General features: G+C 71.7%; 23 protein-coding genes and 1 tRNA gene. 16 read left to right on the top strand and 8 right to left on the bottom strand.

All coding sequences use genetic code 11. From position 1 onward, the window contains the following. Positions 1-247: 247 nt before the first annotated feature. The 3 genes from IEY56_RS13470 (at position 248) to IEY56_RS13460 (ending at position 2322) form a co-directional block, all read left to right on the top strand. Positions 248-628 (top strand): ATP-binding protein, encoded by a 381-nt coding sequence (locus IEY56_RS13470; protein ID WP_229711865.1) that lies wholly within the window; start codon positions 248-250, stop codon positions 626-628. A gap of 29 nt (positions 629-657) precedes the next feature. Then, the gene (locus IEY56_RS13465; RefSeq protein WP_189037409.1) at positions 658-1083 is read left to right on the top strand and encodes an STAS domain-containing protein; all 426 of its coding nucleotides are present in this window, start codon (positions 658-660) and stop codon (positions 1081-1083) included. 684 nt (positions 1084-1767) lie between these two features. Next, positions 1768-2322, top strand: coding sequence for an NlpC/P60 family protein (locus IEY56_RS13460; RefSeq protein WP_189037408.1), 555 nt, complete (start codon positions 1768-1770; stop codon positions 2320-2322). Between the two features lie 334 nt (positions 2323-2656). On the opposite strand, the gene IEY56_RS13455 is transcribed toward IEY56_RS13460, so the two are convergent. After that, the gene (locus IEY56_RS13455) at positions 2657-3511 is read right to left on the bottom strand and encodes an endonuclease I family protein (RefSeq protein ID WP_189037407.1); all 855 of its coding nucleotides are present in this window, start codon (positions 3509-3511) and stop codon (positions 2657-2659) included. A 383-nt stretch (positions 3512-3894) separates the two neighbouring features. On the opposite strand from IEY56_RS13455, the gene IEY56_RS13450 reads away from it, so the two are divergent. From IEY56_RS13450 to IEY56_RS13435, 4 genes are all read left to right on the top strand, one after another. Further along, positions 3895-5223, top strand: a complete 1329-nt coding sequence (locus IEY56_RS13450) for an MFS transporter (RefSeq protein ID WP_373292078.1) — start codon at positions 3895-3897, stop codon at positions 5221-5223. A 331-nt stretch (positions 5224-5554) separates the two neighbouring features. After that, positions 5555-5977, top strand: a complete 423-nt coding sequence (locus tag IEY56_RS13445; RefSeq protein WP_189037406.1) for an RlpA-like double-psi beta-barrel domain-containing protein — start codon at positions 5555-5557, stop codon at positions 5975-5977. An 11-nt stretch (positions 5978-5988) separates the two neighbouring features. Then, a complete protein-coding gene (locus tag IEY56_RS13440) occupies positions 5989-6606 on the top strand; it encodes a cell wall protein (RefSeq protein ID WP_189037405.1) in 618 nt (205 codons plus the stop codon). Between the two features lie 21 nt (positions 6607-6627). Next, positions 6628-7533, top strand: a complete 906-nt coding sequence (locus IEY56_RS13435; protein ID WP_189037404.1) for a MauE/DoxX family redox-associated membrane protein — start codon at positions 6628-6630, stop codon at positions 7531-7533. A gap of 200 nt (positions 7534-7733) precedes the next feature. On the opposite strand, the gene IEY56_RS13430 is transcribed toward IEY56_RS13435, so the two are convergent. After that, positions 7734-8819, bottom strand: a complete 1086-nt coding sequence (locus tag IEY56_RS13430; protein WP_229711864.1) for a class I SAM-dependent methyltransferase — start codon at positions 8817-8819, stop codon at positions 7734-7736. A gap of 871 nt (positions 8820-9690) precedes the next feature. Between IEY56_RS13430 and IEY56_RS13425 the strand changes: the two genes are divergently transcribed. Both IEY56_RS13425 and IEY56_RS13420 read left to right on the top strand, forming a co-directional pair. Next, complete coding sequence (locus IEY56_RS13425) at positions 9691-9912, top strand: hypothetical protein (protein WP_189037402.1); 222 nt, start codon at positions 9691-9693, stop codon at positions 9910-9912. Then, on the top strand, positions 9909-10613 hold the full coding sequence (locus tag IEY56_RS13420) for a restriction endonuclease (RefSeq protein ID WP_189037401.1): 705 nt from the start codon (positions 9909-9911) through the stop codon (positions 10611-10613). The genes IEY56_RS13425 and IEY56_RS13420 overlap by 4 nt, the downstream gene beginning before the upstream one ends. 239 nt (positions 10614-10852) lie before the next feature. Here IEY56_RS13420 and IEY56_RS13415 read toward each other — a convergent pair whose 3' ends face one another. Next, positions 10853-11266, bottom strand: coding sequence for a hypothetical protein (locus IEY56_RS13415; protein WP_373292088.1), 414 nt, complete (start codon positions 11264-11266; stop codon positions 10853-10855). Between the two features lie 151 nt (positions 11267-11417). After that, complete coding sequence (locus IEY56_RS29075) at positions 11418-11768, bottom strand: dihydrofolate reductase family protein (RefSeq protein ID WP_189037400.1); 351 nt, start codon at positions 11766-11768, stop codon at positions 11418-11420. A gap of 431 nt (positions 11769-12199) precedes the next feature. Between IEY56_RS29075 and IEY56_RS13405 the strand changes: the two genes are divergently transcribed. After that, a complete protein-coding gene (locus IEY56_RS13405; RefSeq protein WP_189037399.1) occupies positions 12200-14005 on the top strand; it encodes a LamG domain-containing protein in 1806 nt (601 codons plus the stop codon). Between the two features lie 112 nt (positions 14006-14117). Here the strand turns inward: IEY56_RS13405 and IEY56_RS13400 are convergent, their stop codons facing one another. Continuing rightward, positions 14118-16748, bottom strand: coding sequence for a helix-turn-helix transcriptional regulator (locus tag IEY56_RS13400; RefSeq protein WP_189037398.1), 2631 nt, complete (start codon positions 16746-16748; stop codon positions 14118-14120). A 314-nt stretch (positions 16749-17062) separates the two neighbouring features. Between IEY56_RS13400 and IEY56_RS13395 the strand changes: the two genes are divergently transcribed. Together IEY56_RS13395 and IEY56_RS13390 are read left to right on the top strand one after the other, a co-directional pair. Further along, positions 17063-17680 carry an AMIN-like domain-containing (lipo)protein gene (locus IEY56_RS13395; protein ID WP_189037397.1) on the top strand — a complete coding sequence of 206 codons (618 nt, stop codon included), beginning with the start codon at positions 17063-17065 and terminating at the stop codon, positions 17678-17680. A gap of 257 nt (positions 17681-17937) precedes the next feature. After that, positions 17938-18708, top strand: coding sequence for a uracil-DNA glycosylase (locus IEY56_RS13390; RefSeq protein WP_373292077.1), 771 nt, complete (start codon positions 17938-17940; stop codon positions 18706-18708). 181 nt (positions 18709-18889) lie between these two features. Here the strand turns inward: IEY56_RS13390 and IEY56_RS13385 are convergent, their stop codons facing one another. Together IEY56_RS13385 and IEY56_RS13380 are read right to left on the bottom strand one after the other, a co-directional pair. Continuing rightward, entirely contained in the window at positions 18890-19801 is a 912-nt protein-coding gene (locus IEY56_RS13385) for a PE-PPE domain-containing protein (protein WP_189037395.1), read from the bottom strand. Between the two features lie 615 nt (positions 19802-20416). After that, the gene (locus tag IEY56_RS13380; protein ID WP_229711862.1) at positions 20417-20716 is read right to left on the bottom strand and encodes a hypothetical protein; all 300 of its coding nucleotides are present in this window, start codon (positions 20714-20716) and stop codon (positions 20417-20419) included. A 161-nt stretch (positions 20717-20877) separates the two neighbouring features. Between IEY56_RS13380 and IEY56_RS13375 the strand changes: the two genes are divergently transcribed. Both IEY56_RS13375 and IEY56_RS13370 read left to right on the top strand, forming a co-directional pair. Beyond that, complete coding sequence (locus IEY56_RS13375) at positions 20878-21531, top strand: DNA topoisomerase subunit B (protein ID WP_229711861.1); 654 nt, start codon at positions 20878-20880, stop codon at positions 21529-21531. Positions 21532-21789: 258 nt separating this feature from the next. Further along, positions 21790-23022 carry an alpha/beta hydrolase family protein gene (locus IEY56_RS13370; protein WP_189037394.1) on the top strand — a complete coding sequence of 411 codons (1233 nt, stop codon included), beginning with the start codon at positions 21790-21792 and terminating at the stop codon, positions 23020-23022. A gap of 477 nt (positions 23023-23499) precedes the next feature. Here the strand turns inward: IEY56_RS13370 and IEY56_RS13365 are convergent. Continuing rightward, a tRNA-Arg gene (locus tag IEY56_RS13365) sits at positions 23500-23571 on the bottom strand. A 196-nt stretch (positions 23572-23767) separates the two neighbouring features. Between IEY56_RS13365 and IEY56_RS13360 the strand changes: the two genes are divergently transcribed. Continuing rightward, entirely contained in the window at positions 23768-24196 is a 429-nt protein-coding gene (locus IEY56_RS13360) for a response regulator (protein WP_189037573.1), read from the top strand. Positions 24197-24459: 263 nt separating this feature from the next. Then, positions 24460-25356 carry a DALR anticodon-binding domain-containing protein gene (locus tag IEY56_RS13355; RefSeq protein ID WP_189037393.1) on the top strand — a complete coding sequence of 299 codons (897 nt, stop codon included), beginning with the start codon at positions 24460-24462 and terminating at the stop codon, positions 25354-25356. Positions 25357-25471: the final 115 nt, after the last annotated feature.

Below are 25471 nucleotides of genomic sequence, written 5' to 3'. Positions count from 1 at the left end.
TTCGTGCGGGTTCGGCATGGGGTGACTGTGACCGGGCAAGCGCATGTAACGAACGTGAGAGATGCGAGCCGAGGAGTACCGGACATGCTGAGAACGCACCCCGCGGCGAGGCGTGTGCTGCCCGCCGGGGAACGGAGCGCGCGAAGCGGGCGACGGGTCGACGAGCCGGTCACCTGAACCGGGAGTGGAGGTGACGCCTGTGTCATCGGGGCGAATTGCCACGGCGACAGGCGACGGGGAGCGTGAAGTGCTTCTCCTGGATTCGAACTGCGAGGACATCGGCGACGTGAGGAGGGCCGTCGAGAACCATCTCGTACGCAGCTCGTCCTGGGTGGATCTCGCCGGAGTCCTCCTTGTCGTGTCCGAGCTGGTGACCAACGCCCAGCGGCACGCCCGGGGGCGGTGGTCCCTGCGCGTCCAGGCCGAGCGGCACCGCGTGCGGGTGGACGTCACCGACAGCGACCCCACGCCGCCCCGCTGGCGCCAGGGCCGGCTCGACGGCAGCGGCGGCTGGGGCCTGCGGATCGCCGAACAGTGCGCCGACTCGCTGGAAGTGGTGGCAGTCGCGGGCGGGAAGACGATGCGTGCGCAGTGGCTGCATCCGGCCATGTCAGTGTCCGGAACCTGACGCATCCTGACCCCTGGAGACCCTCGCATATGACAATGTATGACGCTGTGACGACCGGTGACGATGCGAGCAGAGAGCCCGAGCCGAAGCAGCGCGAGAGCGGAGCGGACGATGCCCCTTCTCCCGTGTCCCGGGAGCAGCGCGACGGCACGGAGCTCCTCACCCTCTCCGGAGACCTGGACCTCGACGTCGTCGAGGAGATCGCCCCTGTCCTGGAGGCGGCGCTCGCGGCGCAGCCCGGCGGCCTGGTGATCGACCTCTCCAATGTGACGTTCGCCGACTCCTCGGCGTTGAACATGCTCCTGCGCACCCACGCGCGCACCAAGCTGCATCTGGGCGGCCCGCTGCAGCCCGTCGTCAGGCGGCTGTTCGAGATCACCGGCATCGAGAGTGTGCTGAATCTGCACGACTCCGCGGCTGCCGCACTCGAAGCCGCGGGCCGCGCCCGCCCCTGAGGCGCGGCCGGCCGGTACTCAGCGGCCCGCCGGTACTCAGACGACGCCGGACCGCCGTCGCCCGCTGCGACGGCGGTCCTTTCCGTTCCGGACGTGACGCCCGGGCTCCCGGGCTGGCGTGAGGCCGCGCCCGTGACCAGCGCTGACGTGGCGTCAGGCTTGCGAAACGGTCCGCTCCGTGGCGGGCCGTGGCATGCCGGCGGGGGAGCCCTGAGGGCGGTGGGCCCGCGCCGTGCCCCGCCGCTCGATCTGAGTACATGTACTCATGCGCCGTCTGGGGGTGCAGGGAAGTATGTGCGACCAGGCGTGACGCGTGCATGACTGTGACGTGTTCATGACCCCCCACAGCCACCCCCCACCCCCGACCCCAGAGCGAGGCCCGACTTCACACACGCTCCGGACACGGAGACCGGCCGCGGCGCACACCCCACGCCGGAGCCGATTCGGGGCATGCCGGAAGGACGTACCGGCGTGCCCGAATTCCAGTCCCCGTGAAAGGAATCGACCGGGTCAGGTTCCCAGGAAAGCCTTGACGGCCGCGACGAAATCCCCTTAACGTTCCCGGCCGTCGGGAGAAAAGCAGGTTGCACCCCCGTTCCGTTCGGAGAATTACGACCGCTCATTCCGTGCGGAGCACCCGACAGCCCGCCCCAGGGGAAACTCCTAGAATGCACGGGGAGAATTATGAATCGTATTACGCGCACTGTTCTGCCGATAGTCGCCGGTGCCGCGGTGCTCGCGCCCTTCGCGCCTTCCGCCATCGCGGGCGACGCGACGGAGCAGCCGAAGGCGAAGAAGACCGTCGCCCAGGACGTCGACGCACAGGCCATCAGCCGTGCCACGGTCATCAACCGCGCCAAGAAGTGGCTGACCGCCAACGGCGGCAAGCAGGTGCCCTACAGCCAGTCCAAGACGTGGGGCGGCTACCGCACCGACTGCTCCGGCTACGTGAGCATGGCGCTCAAGTACGGCAAGCCGGGCACGAACACGGTGGGCCTGGCCTCCTCCAGCTTCACGAAGAAGATCAAGATGTCGCAGCTCAAGAAGGGCGACCTCATCATCGACGCGAAGGGGAGCAACACCACCCGTCACGTCGTCATCTTCGAGAAGTGGACCAGCTCCGCCAAGAAGTCGTACAGGGCCTACGAGCAGCGCGGCGGCCACGGCACCGACCACAGCACCCGCAGCTACGGTCTCGGCAACGACGAGTACGACGCGTACCGTCCCAAGAAGTACTGAGCCCATCCCCCTTGGCCGCGCCGGCCTCTCGGCGGTAGCGGCCGGGCTCAGTCGACGGGTCAGCGCGGAGCCGGCGCGCTGACCGCGAGTGCCCTCGTCCCCAGTTCTCCGGGGACGAGGGCATTGCGCTGCCCGGACGGCGGTGGCAATGCGCGAGGCGATGTGGCCCGCTCCAGGAAAGGGCGGCCGAGCGTATTCGTCAGCAATGACGAGCTTATTCGTCCGTAAGAACCGGGAACAGCAGAACGACGCCCTCACCCCGAATTCGGGGCGAGGGCGTCCGTGTTCGTCGCGCTGGGTGTCCAGCGGCGGCAGGAAGAGCCTGCCGGGAACTCTACTTGTAGATCTCGTTGACCCATTCGGGGTGGTCGATGAACGGGTTCCTGTTGTGCTGGACCTTCTCGAAGATGACCTCGTTGCGGTTCTTCTCGAAGGCGCTGGGCGGGTCCGCCTCGCTCCACTTCTTCAGCACGGAGAGCTTGCCGTGGAGAGGCTGGGAGCCGTTCTCGACCTCGTCGTTGGCTTCCAGGTCCGGGAAGTCGTCCGTGCCCTCGTAGCGCACGTCCATGTAGAGGATCATGCGGGCTACGTCGCCCTTTACCTCGTCGCGGGGCTCGAAGGAGTCCCCGTCGGTGAAGTTGCCGGGGGCTCCCTCGACCTCTTCGCCGCCCTCGTCGAAGTCCTTGCTGCCGCGGGTGCTGTTCACCTTGACGTTCGTGGGACGCAGGTGGTGCACGTCGGTGCCGGGGCCGGTGGCGGTGCCGAAGTCGCCGTGCGACTTCGCCCAGGTGTGCTCGCGGTTCCACTGGTCCTCGCCGCCGCCGTTGTTGTCGGCGGGGGAGGAGGCACCCGAGTAGAGGAGGATGACGTTGCCCGCGTTGTCCGGGTCCTTGTCCGTCTCCTTCAGCGCCTCCCACACCTCGTCGTACGAGATGGCGGTGGCGTCGGTGCTGATGATCTTGTTCAGGGCAGTCTTGAGCTCTTCGCCGGTCTTGCCTTCGGCGTCCTTGTAGTACTCGTCGTCGGCTGCCGCGTCGAAGGGCTGCGCGGCGGAGGAGCTGCCCGAACGGGACTCCGAGACTGTGGGGGTACCGGCCGTCGCAGGAATCTGCACGGCCACGGCTATCACTGCGGTGCCCGCGAGCGCGGTGAGCGTTCTGCGGCGGGCGACGGAGCGGTTGGAATCCACTTTCTACGTCCTCTCCCCGAGGATGTGGCGCCGCGCGCGCAGTGTGGGGGTCGCAACGCGGCACCGGCCGATGGGTGGTCGGCCGTTGCGAAGCCTTCCATTGCCTCGAACACCTGTGAGTGCCAGACGGGAAATTGTTACGTGTGGGTACTGTGAAGACGCCTGCGCGATCACCCAGGGCGACCCGGGGTTCACCCGCTGAATCCCCGGGATTCCAGGGGGTGTTGGCCCCCCGGGCGTTTCACGCCGTCTCCCGTGTTCCGTCCGGCTGTTCGGCGCGCGAGGCCTCTCCACCGTCTCGAACAGCGGACCTCGCCCGGCGCCCGCCGCCGTGCGGGCGATACTGGCTCCGCCCAATCGATGTATGACGAACCGGAGTTGCCGTGCACGGTGCCGAGCCCGCCGAGAAGAGCGCGGGAGCGGAGAAGGCCGCGGGGCCGGAGCAGGAGGCGCCGCCCCGCGCGGGCTGGCGGCGGCTGCTGATGGACACCCGCCCCCTCCGGTCGTCCGGCTTCCGGCACCTCTGGTCGTCGACCACGGTCACGGCGGTCGGGAGCCAGCTCACCGCGGTCGCGGTACCCAAGCAGGTCTACGACGTCACCGGCTCCTCCGCGTGGGTCGGCTACTCCAGCCTCGCCGGTCTCGTGCCGCTCGTGATCTTCGCGCTGTGGGGCGGCGCCGTCGCCGACAGCATGGACAGGCGCAAGCTGCTGCTCGTCACGAACGCGGGCATCGCCGCGACGTCCCTGTTCTTCTGGATACAGGCCGCGGCGGGTGCGCGATCGGTGCCGCTGCTGATGGTGCTGCTCGCGGCGCAGCAGGCGTGTTTCGGCATCAACGCCCCCACGCGCAGCGCCTCGGTCGCACGGCTCGTGCCCGCCTCCGAACTGCCCGCCGCCAACGCCCTCATCTCGACGGTGTCCGCCACGGGCATGGTGTTCGGCCCGCTGCTGGCGGGCGCGCTCATCCCGTTGATCGGCCTGCCGGAGCTGTACCTCATCGACGCGCTGGCTCTGTGCGCCGCGCTCGTCGCCGTATGGCGGCTGCCCCCGCTGCCGCCGCTCGTCGCCGCTGGGCAGGGCGCGGGGGCGCCGCGGCGGGCGGGGCTGCGCGAAGTGGCCGCGGGTTTCCGCTACATCGCCGCGCATCAGGTGCTCCTGCTGTCCTTCCTGGCCGACATCGTCGCCATGGTCCTCGGCATGCCGCGGGCGCTCTTCCCCCAACTCGCCGCCACCGCCTACGGGTCATGGGGCGAGGGGTTCGCCCTCGGCCTGCTCTTCGCCGCGATACCGCTGGGCGTGGTCGCGGGCGGTCTGCTCTCGGGGACGTTCTCCCGAGTGCGCCGGCACGGACTGATGGTCATCGGCGCGGTCATCGCGTGGGGCGCGGCCGTCGCGGGATCGGGGCTGAGCGGCAGCCTGTGGTGGGCGGTGGCGTTCCTGGCGCTGGCCGGCGTGGCCGACATGGTCTCGATGGTCTTCCGCGGAGCGATCCTCCAGTCGGTGGCCACGGACGAGATGAGGGGCCGCATGCAGGGCGTCTTCACGGTGGTGGTGGCGGGCGGCCCCCGCCTCGCCGACCTCCTCCACGGCACCGCGGGCTCCGTGCTGGGCGCGCGTACGGCGGTCACCGGGGGCGGGATGCTCGTCGTCGTCGCCATGGCGGCCCTGGCACTGGCGATGCCGGCGCTGCGCCGCTACCGCGCCGCGTAGCGTCCGTTCGCCCCGCCGGGCGGCTTCCGGCCGCCGTCCGCACGGGGCCGGGTGTTCCGCGGCGGCGCAGGAGGGTGTGCCGCCGCAGGCGTCCCGCGAGCGAGCGTCCGGCACGTGAGTGTGCGCGGCTCCCTTCCGCCATTGGGCCGACCACAGGCAGTGAACGGACACTCTGGCCAACAGGCGTACACACGCGCATCATTGGACCGCTCCGCCAGCAAGGCCGTCACCACCCGCCGCATCGGGCCGTACCCTCACGCACGGACACAGGGCCCGTTTCGGCACATGTGCATGTCATGTCTTTGTCAAATTCACAGAGAGGGACAGCACCATGGCTTGCGGATCTACCAGCCTCTGGGCCGGGGAGACGAGCTGGTTCTGCTGCGGCAACGCATGGGGACCCTGCACCGGCGCCGGAGGCGGCGCGTGCGGCAACTGCCAGTCCAGCGCCAACCACGGCGCCTGGCCCAACGCCTCACAGGCATGCTGGGACATCACCCGGCCCGACCTGTGCGGCGAGAACATCCCGAGACGCGGCTGCGGATCGGTGATGAACGTCAAGCACCAGTGCTCCGGCGCCACCGTCTGCATCACGATCACCGACTGCGGCCCCCGAACGAAGGAGTGGTGCGGTGAGGCCTCCTGCTGCAACGGACAGTGCCGCACCAACCGCGTCCTCGACCTGACGCCTGCCGCCTACTCGGCGCTCGGCGACCTGAGCTCCGGCATGCTGCCGGTCTACATCTACGAGTGAGGGGAACCGAGATGACCGCACACCAGACCGGCAGCGGTGGCATCGACCGCCGGCGTCTCCTCGCCCGGGCCGCCCTCGGCGGCGCCACCATCGTCGGAGCGACCGCCCTCGGGGGGATCGACGCCGACGCCGCCTTCGCCGCGCAGCAGCCCTCGCTCGACCCGGCGATCAGCAAGTCCGAGTTCGTGGAGGGCAGGATCACCGCCATCAGCGGCAGCGTGCTGGAGGTCGCGGGATCGTACGGCGACCGCTCCCGCGTGCAGATGACCAACGCGACGAGCGTGTGGAAGGTCCGCCCCACCACGGCCAAGGTGATCGAGGTCGGTGACGGACTCTACGCGCGCGGAGTGAAGATGCCGGACGGCACCGTCGCCGCCGACGCGGTGTGGGTGAACATCGTCAACATCCACACCACCATCCGCGGCATAGAGAAGCAGCGGCTGCACCTCGCGCACGGCAGCCACGAGATCACCGGCAACGTCATCGGCGACACCAGCGCGGCCTACGCGGGCCGAGCGCCGACCTCAGACCTGTCGCGGCTGCGCATCGGGCAGAGCGCCCAAGTGCTCGGCGCGTGGCGGCCGTCCGACAACTCGGTGGACGTCGTACGGATCTCGGTCGGGCACTGACGGGCGGCGGGAGAAGAAGAGATGCTCTCGACGACATCGAGCCTCGCCCCCGTCGCTCTGGCCGTACTGCTCGGCTGGACGGGTGCGTTGAAGCTCTTCGGTTCCGGCGCCGCACGGCAGGCGCCCAAGACCGCCCTCGCCCGGATGCTGAGCAGCAGCGAACGGGCCGTCCTCGTGCTACGGGCCACGGGCCTCGCCGAACTCCTGCTCGCGGCAGGGCTGCTGGCGGCGCCCCGCAGCCCGCTGCCCGGGGCGGCGACGGCCCTGCTGGGCGCCTGCTTCCTCGGCTACCTGGCCCGGGCGCGGGTGATCGCGCCGGAGTCCTCGTGCGGGTGCACGGCGAACGACTCGGCGCCGGTGACGTGGCGGGCGTTCGCACGCGCGGGCCTGGTGCTCGCGGGCGGGGCCGCGGCCGCCACGGCGTCCGCCGCGTGGTGGACGACGGTGGGGGAGCGGCCCGCCGCTTCGGCGGCCGTACTGGCCGCGGGGGGCGTGCTCCTGACGGCGCTCTCCGCCGATCTCGAACGCTGGTGGCTGCTGCCGCTGCGCCGCACGCGGATGCGCCTCTTCGGGCATCCGCTGGCCGGCGGCACCGCGGGCGGCAAGCAGGTGCCAGTGGCCGCGACCGTGCAGCTGCTGGAGAACTCCCTTGCGTGGCAGGCCGCTTCACCGGTGGTCCGCTCGGGGCTCCTCGACCACTGGGACGAGGCGGGCTGGCGGTTCCTCCTCTACTCGGGGCTGTACGTGGAGGAGGACGGCGAGGCGCGTCCGGTGTCCGTCGTGTTCGCGCTGGACGCGACGGCCAGCCGTGACACGGCCGGAGCACCCGCGGCCCGGGTGAGCGTCGTCGACGCGGACACGGGGGAGCCCGTGGGCGTCGACCTGGCGGCTGTGCGTCCACGCGACGCGCTGCCGGTCGCCGGCTGACGGACGCGGGCCTACGGACGGGCTGACGGAGACGAGCTGAAGGAGGCGCTGACGAACGCGGGAGGGCCGGGCCCCGGAAGACCTCGGGGTCCGGCCCTCCCGTCCGCCGGTGCGGCCGTCCCCCCGGACTCGCCGTCCCGCGGACGACGTCCGCGCGTTCCGGCCTGCTCGCGGACCGCGCCCCCGCGGATGCGGGGCGCTCAGTCCACGCGGTGTACGGAGAGTTCGTCCCCCCAGCGCTCGATCGCCTTCTCGTCGGCGAAGGCCAGGGCCCGCATCATGTTGCCGCCGTCCGACGAGTCGACTCCGCGCTTCAGGCGCCGGCTGTGTCCGGGGCTGAGCCGCGTGGTGCCCGCCTCCACGGTGTCACCGTAGAAGGGCGCGAAGGCCACACCCGCGAACCCGGCCTGGCGCAGCAGCAGCGGAAGCGTCTCGCGCGAGTAGAACATCAGATGGTTGCGGGTGAAGCCGTTCCAGCCGGAGCCGTACGCCTTCAGCAGCAGCGACTGGGCGTTGACGGTGAGGATCATCAACACGCCGCCCGGGCAGAGGAGTTCGCGGAACTTGCGGAAGTCCTCGACGGGACGGGGGAGGTGGGCCAGCACCGACCACAGAGTGACCACGTCGAAGCCGCCCGCGGCGATCTCGGGCACCTCCTCGGGCGCGCCGAAGTGGGCGGTGGCCGCCGTCAGGCGCTCGTTGGCCTCCTTCACGGAGTCGGGGGAGAGGTCGACGCCGCACGCGTCGAAGCCGCGCTGCTCGGCCAGCTCCAGGAAGTACCCCGCGCCGCAGCCGAAATCGAGCAGCCTGCGCCCGCCGCCCTCCGCGAAGACCGGGTGGAAGGCGTCCATGGCCTGCCGGTAGCGGCGCTGCCTGTTGGCCGCGTAGTCGCCGGTGAGGAAGCGGCTGTAGTTCTTCGAGTAGAGGTCGCCGAGGCGCTCGGGAAGGATGTTGGGGTTCCGGTAGAGGAAGCCGCACGACGGGCAGCGCACCACGCGGTAACTCCACGCCGTCGTACCGTCCTTCTTCGTCCTGGACGGCATGTGGAGCGGCTGCTGACGAGACTCCCCGCACATGTGGCAGGCGATGAACTCCTCTATCGCGCCGAGTTCGACGCGGGAGCGGTATTCGTCGAGGGGTATCACCGGTGAGGTGCGGAGCTTCAACCGCCATTGCAGTTCTCTGACCGCCCGCTCCCCGGGCCTGATGTAGACGCGCTGTGCCCAGGGCACGCTGTCGTATCGCGATCCGTAGACGGCACGGGCCGCGACCCGTTTGGCAGACACCATAAGGCACCTCTCCGGACGGCTTTCGGGTCACAGTGCCATCCGGAGAGCGGACGCGAATAGTGCCGCGGACGTCTTTTCTTCCCGTGATCCGTACACGGTTCACTGTGGTCGCGGACGGTTATCGCGCGGGCACGGAGCGGTGTCGTTTCGTGGGTCTATCGGGCGATCTGTCCTGGGGGTTCGGGGTGCTTCGTCCCGGGGCGGCGCCGAGCGGCGTCCTGTGATTCCCCGAGTGGGGCAGGATTTCCGGATCACCTCCGCGACTGCCGGACGGCGGCGCGGAATCCGCGGAATTCCGTCACGGTTGTGACGCCGTTCCCGGCCCCTCCCGTACTTTTGGGTGGTGCGTCTCAATATTGCCTGCGGGTGCGCCAGTTGCACGGAAGTGCGTCGCGCCGCATTCGCCTTTCCTTTGCGGTGCTTTCCCGGGTGTCCGGCCGCGATGTGCGCCTGGCTTCCGCCGTGCCGGGCTTCCGTTCCCCGGCGGGTGCGGCGGGTGCGGCGGGTGCGGCGGGTGTCATGGGGTCGGGCCGGGCCGGTGGCTGATGGGGCGGGCGGTACGGGTGGGGTCGGGGCGCGGCGCCTCCTGGAACTGTCCGGAAAGTTTCCCTCGCGGCAAAGATCAGCAAATGCGATGTAGGTGCGCGAGGACGGCTTCCGTGCCCCTGAGCTGCCACTTTCGCAGGGGGTCCGCCCTCGGAGGCCCGCTTCCGGTCACCGCGGGCTCGTCCCGGGCGCCCCACGGCTCCCGGCCGGCGGCCGGAAAGTAGCGCTCCCCGCCTCTCTGAGCTGACGCGGTGTCAGACCTCGCTGCTGCACTTCTCTGAGTGCGGCCAGGGAGGCCGGTGCAGGAGACCGAGGAGGCGCGGTGCCGCAGATCGCCCAGTACACGAAGAAGGACGGAACCGAGGTGCGGGCCCATGACCGCTGGGCCCCCGGAGCGCGGACGCAGCTGGCGTCTCTGATCGTCGTCGGCATGGTGGTCCTGGGTGCCGGAAACGGCCAGGTAAAGATCGAGAAAGGCGGTGAGCGGGAGCCGGGCGGGGAACGGCCGCGCGTCTCCGCCCCGGCAGCGGGAGCACACCGGTGACCCGGCGCAGGCCCGTACGGCGGTCCCGTTCCCGCAGGAGCCCGCTGAGGCGAGCGGGGCGGCAGCCCGATCGCCTCGTGGCCCTGCTCGTGGCTGCCGTGGGGGGTGTGGCGGTGGCCGTCGCGGTCGTGCAGTGGCTGCTCCTGCACTGGTGGCTGCTCGTTCTCATGGCGTCGGCCGGTCTCTGCGCGGGTGCGCTGTGGATCAAGCAGCGGGCGGAGAAGGCCCGTTGGCAGCACGTGCACGCCCAGGCCCTGCGCTTCCGGCTGAGCCAGCTCGACGGACTCCACCACCGGGACTTCGAGTTCGCCATACGCGACCTGATGCGCCGGGACGGCTGCACGGACTCCGTCCAGGTGGGCGGCGCCGGGGACGGCGGGGCCGATGTGAAGGCCACCGATCCGTTCGGCAGGCGCTGGGTCATCCAGTGCAAGCACCGCAAGAAGGGCGCGGCAGGAGCCCCCGTCGGCACCCCGGACCTGCACGTCCTCAACGGCACCGGCCGCCAGCTGCACGACGGGGACGTCGTCGTCCTGGTGACGAACGGCCGCTTCACCGCCGGGTGCGCCCCGCTCGCCCGCTCGCAGCGGCTCCATCTCGTCGACCGGGGGACTCTCGGCGAGTGGGCGGCGGGCTCCCGGCCGCTGTGGGAGCTGCTGCAGCGGCTGCCCCCGCCGCGCAAGCCGTCGGCGCTCGGATGACTGCGCGCGCCGGCGCGGCGTTTCCGCGGCACGCGTCGGTGCCGGACGCACGTCGACGTCGCGCCGCACCTCGGCGTCAGGGCATGCGGCGGCGCGGCGGCTGCTGCTCTGCGGGCCGCCGTGGGAGGCGGGGAGCCGCCTCGTGCTCGTCCGGCCTTCCCGTCCCCGGGGCGGCTCTGCCGACCGCTCGTCAGCCGCGTCCGGTCATCCGTCCTCGCCGGTGCCGGGCCTGCCGGCCGTCAGAGCCTGCGTATCCGCGCGGAGATGCCGTGGCCGACGAGCAGGTAGATGGCGGCGGGAAGGCCGTAGTTCAGAAAGACGCGCAGGCCTTCGCTGTCCATCGTGAAGATGTCCTGGGCCCACCAGGCCAGCCAGTCCGCGACGCCCTTGACGAACTCCACGAAGGGGTTCGCCTGGTTCGCCTCCAGCAGGTACAGCAGGATCCACAGGCCGAGGAAGACGGCGGCTATGTCCGCGATCGTGTGGACGATCAGGGCGGTCCTCGCCGAACCGCCTCCGTCACGCGGACGGCGCTCGCGGCGCGGCGGCGGCTCCGGCTGCCCGTACCCCGGGGGAGGCGGCGGGCCCTGCGTGTACTCGGGGGGCGGCGGCGGTCCGCCCTGCGACTGGTACGGATACGGCTGCCCGTGCATGGGTTCGGGATGGCTCACGAGGCCCCAATCCGACGCGCGAGGCGTCTCGACGATGGAGGGAATGACGGTGCGGACCCGCTTGGAAACGCTTGGTGACCCGCTGCTGGTTCCGGCGCCCGCATTCCCTCAGCGCCGTCCCCGGCCCGGGGTGTTACTGGCGGTCGCCCGAGAGCCGCCGGAACCGGCCGCCCGTCCCGGCGGAGGGACCGGCGGTGGTGCCTACCCGGCCGCAGCCGGGCCGGGTCGTCTCGTACCGGAGCCATACGAGGCCACCGGAGCGTCTCGCAGGCCACGAGGGCGAGATCCGCCGCGCGGTCGCCGCCCGGCCGTACCGGGGCCGGCTGCAGTCCATACCCGCGAGGCAGGGGTGGAGGAGAAGGCTCACCTCGGTCGGCAGGCCCGCTCTAAGGAGCGCGCCGACGAGCGTCCCCCCGCTGTCCACCCGCACGGTGCCGGCGCCACGGCGGCGGGCGAGCTCCCGGAGCGGCACGTCGAGGTCCACCCTTGTCCGGCCGGGGTCCCGCTCGCGTCAAGTGGCGGTCGGCTCGAGGCACTTGGCGACGTCCGGCCGGGAGCCCGTCGTCGATCTGTCGAGGGAGAGGGCCAGATGGGCCACTTCCCGGGGAGTTTCCCGCCGGCGTCACCGTTCTCGGAGCCCATCCGCAGAAGGTAGCGGCCGCCGCCGGCATCGCCCCTGCACGCGGGCGCGCGCCCAATAGCGCTCGCAGCTCGCACAATTCTCCGGAAGCGGCCACATCACCGTCCGGGCCGTAGTACTAGGTACCTATTGCCTATGGCGTTTCCGGTCACCATCCGGTGAGCTGGAGGGTGACCACAACCGACTGTCCGTGTCACGGTCCCGGAGCCGAGCGGGCCCGTGAGGCATCCGTCTCGTCAGAGACGCCGTCGACTGCGTAGGGAATGAACGAACGGATGGATTGCGCGCGACTGCCAGACGCCGAGCTGCTCCCACTCGTGCGGGAGGGGGGAGAGTCGTCCCTGCCCGCTCTCGGAGAGCTGGAACAACGGCACTTCCCCGCCGTGAGGGCCTTCGCCTCGGTGTGCGCCATCAGTTCACTCTCCTCGGACGAACTCGCCGTCCAGGCCTGGCGCCGGGCGCTGCGCCTGCAGGACGGCAGCGCCACGGGCGCCGTACGCCCGTACGCGCTCTCCGCGGTGCTGCGCACGGCCGCGGACTGGTACGGCACCGACGAACGCAGCGCGCTCGACGCGGACTTGGCCGAGTGGATCGAGTCCCAGCCCGTGGTCATCTCCGAGGACTCCGTGGGCCCCGGACTCCCCCCTCCCACTCTCGCCGCGCTCGCCTTCACCGACCTCTCCGACAGGAGCCAGACGGTGCTGTGGCACCGCGCGGTCGAGCATGACGACGACGAGCGGATCGAGTTCCTGATCGGCCCCGGTGTCGAGGGGGTGTCGTTCCTCGACAGACGTGCGCGCAGGGAGCTCTACAACTCGTACGTGCAGCTCCTGCACGACGGCGCGGTCGACGAGTGCCGCCGCTTCCACCGCATGGTGCTCGCCTACGCGGACCAGAAGAGCATCGACACGGCCGCGGACCTCGTCCCGCACCTGGAGTCCTGCGCCTACTGCTCCCGCGCGGTCGCCGACCTGGGCAGGATGCACTCCGACTGCGGGAGGTTCCTGGCCGAGGCGCTGCTGCCGTGGGGCGGCAGCGAGTACGCCGGCTCCACCGTTCCCGCGGTGGTCCCCAGCACCGAACTGGTCCCGGTCGCGGCGCCCGCCCCCTCCTCCGGCAGGTTCCGCCGGTTCTTCGCCGGCAAGGGCGCCGGCGCCGGCACCGCTCACGGCAGGAACCGGCGCATCAACAGGGTGCTGCAGAGCGCGGCCCTCGTGGCCCTCTGCTCCTTCGTCGTCGCGCTGGCGTATTCGGGCGCGCTGCGGCCGGGGGACCCGCAGAGCAGCGAGCCGATCGCTCCTCCCGAGAAGTCCTCCGAGTCGCCGAAGCCGCCCCGTCCCGCTCCGCCGACCGCCACCGCGACGGCCACGTCGACGGTCACCGCGACGAAGACCCGCCCCTCGAAGCCGGAGAAGCCGAGCGACACGGGGCGTCCGTCGCGGCCGCCGGTCCGCGGAGCGGCTCTCGAATGGCTCTTCGACGGCGTGGCCGGCGGCGTCACGAAGGACACGTCGGGCAACGGCCTGAACGGGACGCTCGTCGGTGACCCGCTGCCCCGCCTCCTGCAGGCGGGGGCGATCGACTTCTCCGGGCAGCAGTCGGTCGCCGCGAACGGCCCCGTGGTCGACACGGAGGAGAGCTTCACCGTCTCGGCGGACGTGAAGCTCGGGACGAGCGGGGAGTTCCAGACCATCGCGAGCCAGGACGCCGACGAGATCAGCGGATTCCAGCTCCAGTACGACGGGGACGAGGACCGCTGGGAGATGCGCGTCGCCGAGGAGGACTCGGAGGACGCCGACTTCGACGAGGCCGTCGGCCCCTCGGGCCCCGCCACGGGAGTCTCCACCCACGTGACCGGCGTGTACGACGAGGAACAGAGCGAGATCCGCCTCTACGTCGACGGCCGGCTGCAGGACACCGAGGGCCTGGGCGGCGACTTCTCGGCGGACGGCGACTTCGTCGTCGGACGTGCCATGGAGGGCGACGAGTTCATCCGCGGATTCGACGGCTCGATCGATGACGTGAGGGCGTTCCGCAAGGCGCTCTCCCCGGCCGAGATACGGGCGCTCGCCGACAGCTGACCGCGAAGGTCCGGCCGCGCGACGGCAGCCGACCCCGGACGGCACCACCCCGGGCAGCACCGAGTACGGCGCCCCGCGCGGCACCTCGGACCCTCCGGCTACGCGGGCGGTCTCAGGCGAACTCCTGGCGCAGGTACTCCGCTCGGAGGGCGCGCCTGCTGCTGACGCCGAGCTTCCGGTAGATGTTCTGCACGTGGTTGTCGACGGTGCGCTTGGAGATGGTGACCGCCTCGGCCACCTCGGCGTTGGTGAGCCCCGCGCACACGAGACGCGCGATCTCCGCCTCCCTGGCCGTCAGATGCTTCGCGACCCCCAGCGCCGAGAGCCCCGGGGTGGAGGCACCCGCACAGCGCTGCTGAAGGGAGAGGGCGAGGTTCCCGGCGGCGGTCGCCGCCCGCTGCTCCCCGTCGCGGCCGAACTGCACGGCCGCCGACGCGGCCGCCTCCGCGGCCGGGAGCGAGGCTCCCGCACCGGCCAGCAGACGCGCGCTCTCCAGGAGGCGGCGTGCGTGCCCGTCGGCGAGTGCGGAGACGTAGGCGGCACGGGCCGCGACCAGTGCTCCGTCCATGGAGCGCCGGATCTCCAGCAGCGGGCCCGCCGCCCCTGTGGCGTCGCCCAGCCGCGCGATGTCGGTGAGCAGCCGCGACTCGCTGGCGCGATGGCCCGCCGCGCGGGCGCTCGCCACCGCCTCCCACAGGACCTTGCGGCTCTCCTGGACGTTGCCCTGTGCGGCTGCCGACCACGCCCGGCCCAGGGGCAGTTCGCAGCGGAAGGCACCCCATTGCGGCAGTCCCTCGCACGCGTCGAGCGCCTTCCGGGCCGCGGGGACGTCCCTGAGCAGCGCCGCGGCCTCCGCTTTGCGGGCCAGGGCCATGTGGAGGGTGCCGACCAGCGAATTGCGCGAGGCCACCGATACCGCCTGCGACGCCCACCGGCGCGCCTCCTGCGGGCGTCCGCGGAGCAGAGCGCACCGCGCCAGCGCGGCGGCTGTCCACGCCTGCGCACCGGCCGCGTCCCCGGCCAGAGCCTCCGCCCAGCCCTCCTCCCCGGTGCGCCACGCCTCGTCGAGGCGGCCCTCCTCCTCCAGCGCGAACATCACCGTGTTGAGGTACTGCACCGGGTGGGGGACGCCCAACGAGTCCTCCAGGCCCAGCCGTTCGTCGTACGCCTCCCGCGCGAGCACGAGTCCCCGCTTCGCGCTTCCCGTGGCGACGAGCGCGGCGGCTCTGGGGCCCTTTCCGAAGAGTCCGGCCATGCAGTTGCCGTCGAGGGACAGTCCGTGCAGCGCCTGGAGGGCCTCCTGCGGTCTTCCGAAGGCCATGAAGACCGCGCCCCGTACGGCCGTCAGCACGTCGCGGTAGGCGGGTTCGCCGATCCGCTCCATGGCCTCCGCGCTGACCTCCAGCGCCTTCTCGCCGTCGATGAACCCCCACGCGAGGAGCCTCGCCCTGCCCAACGCCACGAGCAGGCGGTCCAGTTCGCAGTCGGCCCGCGAGGCCGCGTCCTCGAAGACCTCCCGGGCGCTGTCCAGATCGCCGAGTTCGTACAGCGACTCCGCCAGCAGCAGCCGTGGCAGCAGCTCCTCGCTGTCCCGGCAGGCGGCCTTCGACAGTTCGCGCACCTGACGGAAGTCCTGCGTCCGGCGGGCGAGCGTCGCCGCGCGCAGCAGCGTGTCCGGGTCGGCGGACCCGGTGGCGGCAAGCTGCCAGGAGGCGATTCGGATCTTGTCGGTCAGCCGCCTGGCGCCATGTGAAGCGACCAGCTCCGCCTCCTCGTTGAGGATGCGCCTGCGGGCGGAGGACGGGATGAGGGACCGGAGCACCTTCTCGTGCGCCGGGTGCTTCAGGGAGACGGACTCGCGCCGCCCGTCACGCGTCGCGGTGACGAGGTCCAGCCGTTCCAGCTCGTCCATCGCGCTGCCGGACAGTCCCGCGGCCTCCACGGGTTGGCACAGGGCGATCCGGTCCAGCGTCCTGCGGGTCTCGGGGCCGACGCCGGCCAGCCGTCTCTCGAGGAGTTCCGCGAGCAACGGCGCCGCGGGCACATCCGAGACGAGCGTCCACGACTCCCCGTCGTGCACGAGGCTGCCGCCGTCCAGCGAGGCCCGCACGAACTCCCGCAGGCAGCGGGCGTTCCCTCCGCTTGTGCGGTGCATGAGGGCCGCCGTCCGCGGTTCCACCGGACCGCCGAGGGCCTGGCGCATCACGTCGGCCACCTGCCGCTCGTCGAACCCGGCAAGGTCCACGCGACGGGCGGCGCCGTTCGCCTGCAGCGCGTACGCGGCGGGCCCCAGAGACGGCAGCGACGTCACGGTGCCCACGAGGAACAGCGCGCCGGCTTCGCGGAGTTGCCCGACGAGCGACGCGGACGCCTCGTCCAGACCGTCGAGGTCGTCCGCCACGAGGACGAACCGCTTGCCGGTCGCACCGCTCGCGCACTCCTCGGTCAGTGCCTCGCGCGCCGCTCTGAACAGGGCGACGGGATCGCCCGCCCGGGAGCCCGGCGGGAGCAGGTGCGCCAGCGACGCCAGCGGCACGGGGTTCCCGTAGACGGGGACGGCCCGGCCGGCCGCGTGGCCGCGCCCCTCGGCCCGCTCCCGGCAGACCTGGACGAGCCGGGACTTTCCGGCCCCTTGGGAGCCGTGGACGATCAGCGCCTGGCACTGCTGTCCGGCGAGCGCCTCGTCGAACTGGGCGACCGCCGGCTCGCGTCCGACGAACGGCCATGGCGACGGACCACCCACGACCTCCCCCTCCCGTGAGCCGGCCACCCGGATGCGGTGGGCCCCTCACGAGCAGAGTAGGGGCGGTCACGGGCCGAACTGCCCGTCCGCCCGCAGAGTTTGTCCGATCACGCGTGGAGTTCCGCCGCAGGTCGCGGGGCGGAAGCGGCTACCGCCCGGTACCCCGGTGGCGGAGGCTCGGACTCCGGCGCAGCGGTGCGCCTCCCGGCAGCTCTTTCGGGCGGAATTCAAGAAAAGAGTGCATTCTGTGCAACTTTGGCCTGTTATCACATGTCTGGAGCTTTACAAGAGGAATGCGCCACAAGGGGGCCTCCATGCGTGACATCAGGCTGCTTGCCATCGCCGTCCTCGTCGCCGCCGGAATGCTGACCACAGCGTCAGCGGGCACCGCGGCCGCGAGCGGCACCGAAGGCTCCAAGGGGGCCACCGAGGCGACCCGGAGCACCGTCGCAGCCGCCTGCGGCGTCACCTGGGGGAGCCTGCCCAAGACCAGCGAGGCGACGGGCAGCCGTCCGCTGACGAACGTCCGTACCGGGCGGCACGATTGCTACGACAGGATGGTCCTCGACATCCGCGGCGGCACTCCGGCGGGCACGCCCGCCTACGACGTCCGCTACGTCGAGAAGTTCTACCAGGACGGTTCCGGCCACCTCATCAAGATCAACGGCGGAGCCGTCCTCCAGATCGTGGCGTCCGCGCCGAGCTACGACCCGGACACCCACCAGCCGACGTACGGCGGAAAGGGCGGCAAACCGTTGCCGGGCGTCGACCTGACCGGCTACAAGACGTTCCGCGACGCCCGCTTCGGCGCCAGCTACGAGGGAACCACCCAGCTCGGCCTGGGAGTCCGGGCCCGGCTGCCCTTCCGCGTCTTCACGCTGGGCGACCGGCTCGTCGTCGACGTCGCCCACTCCTGGGCGTCGGCACGCTGACACCGGCGGACGGGGGTCACGCGACCGGAACACGGAAGGAAGCGGAGGGGCGGTCACGGAGACGGGCCGCCCCTCCGCATGCCCGCCCCTCCGCATGCCCGCCCCTCCGCATGCCCCCTCCCGCATATCCGCCGCCGGCCAGGCCCGGCGGGGTTGCCGTCCGGCCGCACCGGTCACGTATCCGGGGAGGAGTCCGCGCGTCCATGGCCCGGTGCGTCAGCCGCCGCACTCGGCCGAGAGGTCCCGAGGAGTACGAGGTGCCGCTGCCCACGCCCCCGCCCGACGACCCCCGCTTCCCCGCGGCGGCGGCCCCGCGCGCCCAGTCCGCGTCCGCGCTGGAGGAGGCGGTGACCGCCTGCCGGGCCTGCCCGAGACTCGTCGCCTGGCGGGAGGAGGCGGCGCGCACGAAACGCAGGGCCTACCAGGACTGGGACTACTGGGCCAGGCCCGTCCCCGGCTTCGGCCCGCCGGACGCCGCACTCGCCGTCGTCGGGCTCGCACCGGCGGCGCACGGCGGCAACCGCACCGGGCGGGTCTTCACGGGCGACCCCTCGGGCGACGCGTTCTTCGCGGCGCTGTACGACATCGGGCTGGCCTCCCGGCGTACCGCCGTCCACCGGGGAGACGGCATGGAGCTGTACGGCGTGCGCATCACCATGCCGGTGCACTGTGCACCGCCCGCCAACAAGCCGACCACCGCAGAGCGCGACACCTGCCGCCCCTGGCTCGCCCGCGAACTCGAACTGCTGCGGCCGACCCTGCGCACCGTCCTGGTGCTCGGCGGGTTCGCCTGGCAGGCGCTGCTGCCCGTACTCGGCGACGCGGGATGGCGACTCCCGCGCCCCCGGCCCGCGTTCCGGCACGGCGGCGAGGTGCTGCTCGCCGACGAGCGGGACGGGGGAGAGCTGCGGCTGGTCGGCGGCTACCACCCCAGCCAGCGCAACATGTTCACCGGCACGCTGACGCCGGAGATGCTCCGGGACGTTTTGCGGGAAGCGGCCCGTACCGCCGGGCTGCCGCAGCGCTGACCCGCTCAGGCGCGCAGGGCTGGCGGCGCCGCAGACGTGCGAGCGCCGCCGGGCCCGCCTGCCCGCCGTGCGGCGGTACCCGGACACGGAACGCCCGCCTGCGCAGCGTGCGCTGCCGCAGGCGGGCGCGGCGCGCCGGGCCGCGGGGGGAGGAGTGGCGACCCGGCACAGGGGGTGTCCGCTACTTCTCGGGAGCGGAGAGCCAGGGGAACTCGTCGAGCCGGTCGCGTGCGTCGGCCGGCAGGTGCTTGACGACGGCCTCCCGGAAGGTGCCGACGATGCGCTGGGCCTCCGGCGAGCCGCCCTTGTACTGCTCGTACGGCGTCTTCGCCGGGACGGGGAGCGGCGGGCCGTGGGGGACGCGCGGCGGCTGGTCGTGGACCGTGTCGCCGTTGCCCCGGTGGGCCATCGGGTCGATGTCGTAGTTGTGGTCGCCGAGGAAGTAGCCGGCCACGCCGTTGGCGAAGCCGAGCAGGTTCGTGACGGGGTTCTCCGAGTAGCAGATCCCGTCGTTCTTGTTGCAGATCTCGTGGACGGCGATGTCGCCGAATCCCCGCGGGCCCTTCATGGTGATGCCGGGGATGATGGTCGGCAGGTTGGTCTCGATGCCGCCGGGACCGCCCTTCACACCGGGGCGGCGCGGGTCGCCGTAGAGCACACCGTCGATCTGCTGGTGCGGGATGGACTGCTCCTGCGACAGCTTGTTGAGCTCGTCGCCGGCGACTATCGCGCCCTGGGAGTACCCGGAGATGGTGATGTGGGCGTCGGGGCACTGCGCGTGGTAATCGCGAACTGCCTTGTCCAGCTTGCTGATTCCCTCGGCAACCGAGTCGTCCATCGAGATGGTGTCGCCCGGGAACGGAGCGATCTGCGCCGAGTAGGACACCTTCTGGAAGTCGGTTCCCGCCGGCAGCCGGCCGTTGCTCTTGTCGTAGACCTTGGCGTCGCCGTCGCCGTGGCCCCCGACTTCGAAGACCCGGGTCTGGGCGCAGTCCGCCGCCCCCTCCGCGCCGACGGCGGTCGTCACCCCCGCCACGGTCAGGGCCAGTGCCGACGTCGTCGCCAGTGCGGTCCACAGTGTTCTTCTTCGCATATCTCCTTCTTCGCGTCGAGCAATGTCCGCGTGCGAGGCAGCGCAACTAATTCCGCAGCCTCGAAGTGCGCGGCGAGCGTACCAGTGGTAACTCGCCTTACACGCCGACGGATTGGAAGGAAAATAAAAGCACCGGCGCTGAAAAAATCTCAGCACCGGTGCAACCACTGAAGTGATCAATCTGCGCAGGTCATCGCAGTGTTCCCATGGATTACAGGTGTCATTGCCGAACTAGTTTCATGATGAAATTTCAAGCACTGGCGCCGATCGGTCAAGAGTGCTTCGAAAACCGTGGGTGCGACGCTTCGTGTCGCGCGATAAACGGGACACTCTCGCCCTTGTGCGACGTTATCCGGGCAGGCGGGCCGAGGGCGCGGAACGCGGAGTGCCGTCCGGAGCGAGGTCGCGGTGGACGAGGGGGCCGCTCCGGAGAGCGGTTCTGAAGCGCACGGAGGAAAGGCTGTAACGGCTGGAGAGACGAACGGCCCGGCGGAGGGGGCCGGATGGAACCGGGCGGCGCCCGGGTGCGGCCAGCGCCTGGCGCTGGCCCGGCGCGCGCCGGGAAACCGGGCGCACTCGGCTACGGCAGTCGCCCCGGCGCACGCTCCCGGCCGCTCAGCCGGGGGGTTCCGCTTCAGCGCTGTCCTGGTGGGGCCGCGTCGCCACGTCGCCGTGGAACTCGGGATCGATGGCGTTCGCCGCTCCGAGAGCGGTGAGCAGCCAGTCGTCGTCCTGGGGGCGTGCGCGGGCGGCCTCCTGGTGCGCGAGCGCCGCTTCCAGTTCGTCGAGAGCGATCTCGAGCTGCGTGCTGTCGGTTCCGGCTGCCGCGTCGCGCACGTGCCGGCGCGCTTCCGCCACGCCCTGCTGCGCGTCCACGTACAGGGCGTCGGCCTCGGACTCTCTACGATCAGCCATATCTCCGAGCGTACGACGTCACAGCTGCGAACCGCGGTGCCTGCGTACGCAAGATCGTCGAGCGTCGCCCCGCGGCCCCGGATCCGCCGCGTGCGGCCCGGAGAACGGCCTACGGACCGGCTGTCCCTCCGGGCGGATCCGGCGGGCGGGAGACTGTGCGGATGCGTTCGTCCAGGGCCTCTTGGGCCAACACCACCCACGACTGGTCCCGTGCCGTCGACCGTGACCACCTCGCCGCCGTCCGCCGCGATCCGGAGAGGTACGCGCCAGGCGGCCCGGGCCATCTCGTCCTCGAGATCGTCGCCTACGCCGCGGACGAGGCGGCGAGCCGGGCAGGGGGACGCTGCACCGTCACCCTGCACCGCGACGGCTCCGTGTCCGTGGCGGACGACGGACGGGGCACGGACACCCGCGTCGACGAGCACGGCGAGACCGTGAAGAAGCCGGTGATGGCCTCGAAGGACCTGCGCTTCTTCGACTCGCCCGATCCCGAGAGGCTCCCTGACGGCTTCGCGCGCCGCGGCATGTCCGTCGTCGCGGCGCTCAGCGAGCGGCTCGTCCACACCAACCGCCGCCTCGACGGCGCGTGGACGCAGCGCTACGAGCTCGGCCTTCCGGTGACCGGCCTGGAACCCCTCCCGGCCGACGGGACGACCGGGACGCTGGTCCGCTTCCTCCCGGTGAAGTCGCTGCGCACGCAAGGGGTGTTGAGCGTCCACGACCTGTCACGGTGGACCGCGCACCGGCCCGGCCTGGAGTGCTGCATCGACGACCGGCGCGGCCCCCCGCACCGGCCGGGCCGCGAGAGGTTCTAGGGCGGGGCCGGGCCCGGAGCTGTGCAACTGCCGTGCCCGCGTCGTACGTCCACCGTCCTCGACGTACGTCCGGTTCTCCTCGGACGACTGACACACCGTGGCCCGGGGGCGTGTTCGCTGGTTCCCTCCGCCCTCACATCTGTTTACCCGTCTGCCCGTAGTGAGATAAGTTGTGGCATGTTCATGACTTTCCGCACTGTGCGGTCAACCAACCGTCGTCTGCTGCCCGGGGGCCGGTTACTCCTCGCCGCTTCCGCGGTGAGCGTGCTCCTGCTCGGCGCCGTCCCCGCCGACCCCGCCGTCGCCGCGACGGCCTCTCCCGCGGGCGACCTGCATCCCGGCGGCCAGCACGCCCAGGGACGCGGCACCGTCGTCTCCGCTGAGCGGATCTACACGCTGCCCACCGTCGAAGAGGTCTCCGCCAGCCTGGAGGAGCACGGCTTCGGCAACGACCAGGTCCGGTACGGCGTGGAGGGCTACCGCCTCGTGTACCGCACCGTCGACACCGACGGCCGTCCCACCACGGCCAGTGGCCTGCTCATCCTGCCGCTCCACCGCTCCGGCGCGCTGACCCCCGTGACCTACGGGCACGGCAGCGAACTGCTCCGCACCGACGCGCCCTCGACGGACCCGCACGGCTTCGACGCCACGGCCGCACTCGGCTACGCCGCCTCCGGATTCGCCACCCTCGCCCCCGACTACCTCGGCATGGGCAAGGGCCCCGGCACCCACCCGTACCTGCACGTGCGCTCCGCGGCGGACGTCACCCTCGACATGCTGCGCGCGGCCGACGGCTACCTGCCGACCGAGGGCCGGACACTTCGCAGCAAGGTCTTCGCCACCGGGTTCTCCCAGGGCGGCGGAGTCGCGCTCGGGCTGGGCCGGAACCTGCGGGAGGACGACGGCACACGGTTCCGGCTGGGCGCGATGGCCGCCGTAAGCGGGGCGTACGACCTGCGCCGCGTCCAGATCCCGGCGATGCTCGAGGGCGAGGTCGCGGCCAAGCCCGCCACGGTCAGCAGCGCCTATGCCCTCGCCAGCTTCAACCGGCTGCACGACGTGTACGACGACCCGGGTGAGGTCTTCCGCGAGCCCTACGCGCCGAAGATCGACGAGCTGACCGACGGCACGCACTCCTACCAGGAACTGGCAGAAGCCACCCCGGAAACCCTCCAGGAGCTCCTCACCCCCCACGGAGAGGGACTGCTGCGCGAACCGAACGAGGCGATGTCCCGGGCCCTGGTGGAGACCGACAACGCCTGCACCGGCTGGCGCCCGCAGGCACCCACCCGGCTCTACTTCGCCGGCGGGGACGAGCAGGCCGCCAACGCCAACACCCCGTTCTGCGCCCGTGCCTTCGCACGGCAGGGGGTCGACGTGCCGGTGCAGGACGTCGGCGCCGAAGTCACCGGCCCCTCCCTCCACTTCGGCTCGCAGATCGCCGCCCAGCCCCACATCACGGAGTGGTTCCTCTCCGCGAGCCGCCACTGAGCGAGGCACCGGGGGCGGAGCAACGGAGGCGGCGCCGGACTCCCCGCCGCGTGTCACCCCCTCCTACACGTCAGACGCCCGGTTGCCGGCCGATCCCCCGAGAGTTCGGCCGGCAACTCCTCCGCAGTCCCCGGTGCGACTTCCCCGTACGGCGGTACGCGGGTGAGATCACCCGAAGTCCGGTGCGAGCGCCCGCCGGATTCGGCCCGCAGACAGCCCCCGGTCCGCTGAGCCCTTGCCGCGGCACTTCAGCCGACCGCGAGGTGCAGGGGCATCACGCACGGGAACGGAGACACGCACCTCTGCATCGGGCCCGTTTCGGATCTGCATCGGGCCGTTCGGAGCCTTGCCAGTGAGTGATTTCTGGCTGCCTGCGGTCCTCCAGCCAGAACGGGACCTCCCCGGTGAGTACACGAAACAACGCCCCGCACTCAGCATCGTGGCTGGTGGCGGGGCGTTTGAGTACCTGTTGCGAGGTACCCCCGGCAGGATTCGAACCTGCGCACACGGCTCCGGAGGCCGTTGCTCTATCCCCTGAGCTACGGGGGCTCGTCGGCGCTTCTCGGCGGCGACAGGAAGAACAGTACCAGCTCGGTGGTGGTGCACCGGAACCGGGTTTCAGGGCTTGACGCCTGCCCGGGGACCGGTGTGGATGTTGTGACGGTGCTGCCGCCCGCAGGGGTGGAAAAGGGCAAAACCCGGACGACGGGGGAGTGGTAAGCCTAGGCTTAGTCGCGTGCCAGGTATGTCCGGCCGGGTTCTTGTCGTGGACGACGACAAGGTTGTCCGGCAGCTGATCAAGGTCAATCTCGAGCTGGAGGGCTTCGAGGTCGTGACCGCCACCGACGGCGTCGAATGCCTGGACGTCGTGCACGGTGTGCGTCCCGATCTCGTCACGCTCGACGTCGTGATGCCCCGTCTCGACGGTCTGCGCACGGCCGCCCGGCTCCGCTCCGACCCCCGTACGCGTCACATTCCCGTCGCCATCGTGAGCGGGCGCTCCCATCTCGGTGACGGCGAGGGGGGTGAGCCGGAGGTGGACGCCCTTCTGGCGAAACCCTTCGAGCCGTCCGAACTGGTCCGCATGGTACGGCAGTTGACGGGCGCCGACGTCGGCAGTGAGACCTCCGAGGAGGAGGGGGAGGAGCCGGCCGTGGGGCCGGCCCGTCCCTGACGCGGACCCGCGCTCTCTCCCAACCCTGTTCCTCCGCCGACCGCCGGGTGACCGTCTTCCGGGTACGAGTTCGGCGCTCACCCTGTGGCCGTCCCGGTGTTCGCCCCGTGGCCGCCGGTCGTCGCGCGCGCACCCACCGTCACCAGCGGTTACGTGCTCCCCGCCGGCTGCGTGGACCTGTTCCGGCGTCTCACTGCCCGGTCGTCTCCGCCTCGGGCAAACCGGTTCGCGCGCACCCACCCCCTCTCCCATACGCTTGCTCCGTGACACCCGCCCAGCTCTCCCGCACTGTCCTGCGCACAGTGCGTCGCGCCGCCGAGAAGGGGGAGCTCCCGCTCTCCCTGCGTGACGACCTCGGACCGCGCGGACGGGTGGTGGTGGAGGCTCCGCCGAGGCGGGGCGAGGGGGACTACTCGGTCAACGTCGCGTTCCAGGTCGCGAAGGCGTGCGGCGCTCCGCCGCACGAGGTGGCCCGGGTGCTCCGGGCCGGGCTCGCCGAGCAGGACGGTGTGCGCGGCGTGGAGGTCACCGGAGGCGGCTTCCTCAACGTGACGCTGGAGGACGGGGCCAGGGCGGCGCTGGTCGACGAGCTCGCCCGCTCTGGGGCCGCCCCGGCCGGTGCCGACGATCCCGCCACCGACATCGCGCGATGGAGTGCCGTCACGGGGGACGCCCGGGACGCGCTGGCCGTGCGGACTTCCCGCTCCAGCCCGCTCTTCCACGTCCAGTACGCGCACGCACGCACCCGCGCACTCGCACGCAACGCCCGCGACCTGGGCTTCCGCGGCGATCCGTATGCGTGCACCGACGGACACGACCGCGCCGCCGACACCGCCGTCCCGTCGCACGCCCCCGCCCCGCCACCGTCCCCCGCCCCGGCGCGCTCCCCGTACGGCAGTCCCAGCGCACGCGCCCTGCTCGCGCTCCTCGCCGACCACCGGCGCATCAGCGAGCAGTCGGGCCCGGCCAGGCATGCCCGTCACCTCGTGTCCGTGGGGGACGCCTTCTTCGAGTTCCACGACCGATGTCCGCCCCTGCCCCGTGGCGACGAGAAACCCGGGGCCGCCCACCGCGCCCGGATGGCCCTGGTCGAAGCCACCGGGGCGGTGCTGGCAGGCGGCCTGTCCCAGCTGGGCGTCACCGCGCCCGCCCGCCTCTGAGCGTCCCCGTGAGACCCAGGCGGGCCCCGACCGACTTTCGCTCCAGTCCCACGGCCGAACGCCGCCGCCCGGCGAGCGGCCGGCACCCGGGACGTCCGAGACTTCGTAAAGGACG

The sequence above is a fragment of the Streptomyces daqingensis genome (assembly GCF_014645895.1).
Taxonomy (GTDB): domain Bacteria; phylum Actinomycetota; class Actinomycetes; order Streptomycetales; family Streptomycetaceae; genus Streptomyces; species Streptomyces daqingensis.
Note: the sequence above shows the minus strand (reverse complement) of the source record. Positions and strands in the feature narration are given on the sequence as shown.

Excerpts from the sequence above, each read along its gene's own strand:
- IEY56_RS13465 (WP_189037409.1), top strand. The coding sequence starts at position 658 with ATGACAATGTATGACGCTGTGACGACCGGTGACGATGCGAGCAGAGAG.
- IEY56_RS13460 (WP_189037408.1), top strand. The coding sequence starts at position 1,768 with ATGAATCGTATTACGCGCACTGTTCTGCCGATAGTCGCCGGTGCCGCG.
- IEY56_RS13445 (WP_189037406.1), top strand. The coding sequence starts at position 5,555 with ATGGCTTGCGGATCTACCAGCCTCTGGGCCGGGGAGACGAGCTGGTTC.
- IEY56_RS13440 (WP_189037405.1), top strand. The coding sequence starts at position 5,989 with ATGACCGCACACCAGACCGGCAGCGGTGGCATCGACCGCCGGCGTCTC.
- IEY56_RS13435 (WP_189037404.1), top strand. The coding sequence starts at position 6,628 with ATGCTCTCGACGACATCGAGCCTCGCCCCCGTCGCTCTGGCCGTACTG.
- IEY56_RS13415 (WP_373292088.1), bottom strand. The coding sequence starts at position 11,266 with ATGCACGGGCAGCCGTATCCGTACCAGTCGCAGGGCGGACCGCCGCCG.
- IEY56_RS13405 (WP_189037399.1), top strand. The coding sequence starts at position 12,200 with ATGGATTGCGCGCGACTGCCAGACGCCGAGCTGCTCCCACTCGTGCGG.
- IEY56_RS13395 (WP_189037397.1), top strand. The coding sequence starts at position 17,063 with ATGCGTGACATCAGGCTGCTTGCCATCGCCGTCCTCGTCGCCGCCGGA.
- IEY56_RS13385 (WP_189037395.1), bottom strand. The coding sequence starts at position 19,801 with ATGCGAAGAAGAACACTGTGGACCGCACTGGCGACGACGTCGGCACTG.
- IEY56_RS13380 (WP_229711862.1), bottom strand. The coding sequence starts at position 20,716 with ATGGCTGATCGTAGAGAGTCCGAGGCCGACGCCCTGTACGTGGACGCG.
- IEY56_RS13375 (WP_229711861.1), top strand. The coding sequence starts at position 20,878 with ATGCGTTCGTCCAGGGCCTCTTGGGCCAACACCACCCACGACTGGTCC.
- IEY56_RS13360 (WP_189037573.1), top strand. The coding sequence starts at position 23,768 with ATGTCCGGCCGGGTTCTTGTCGTGGACGACGACAAGGTTGTCCGGCAG.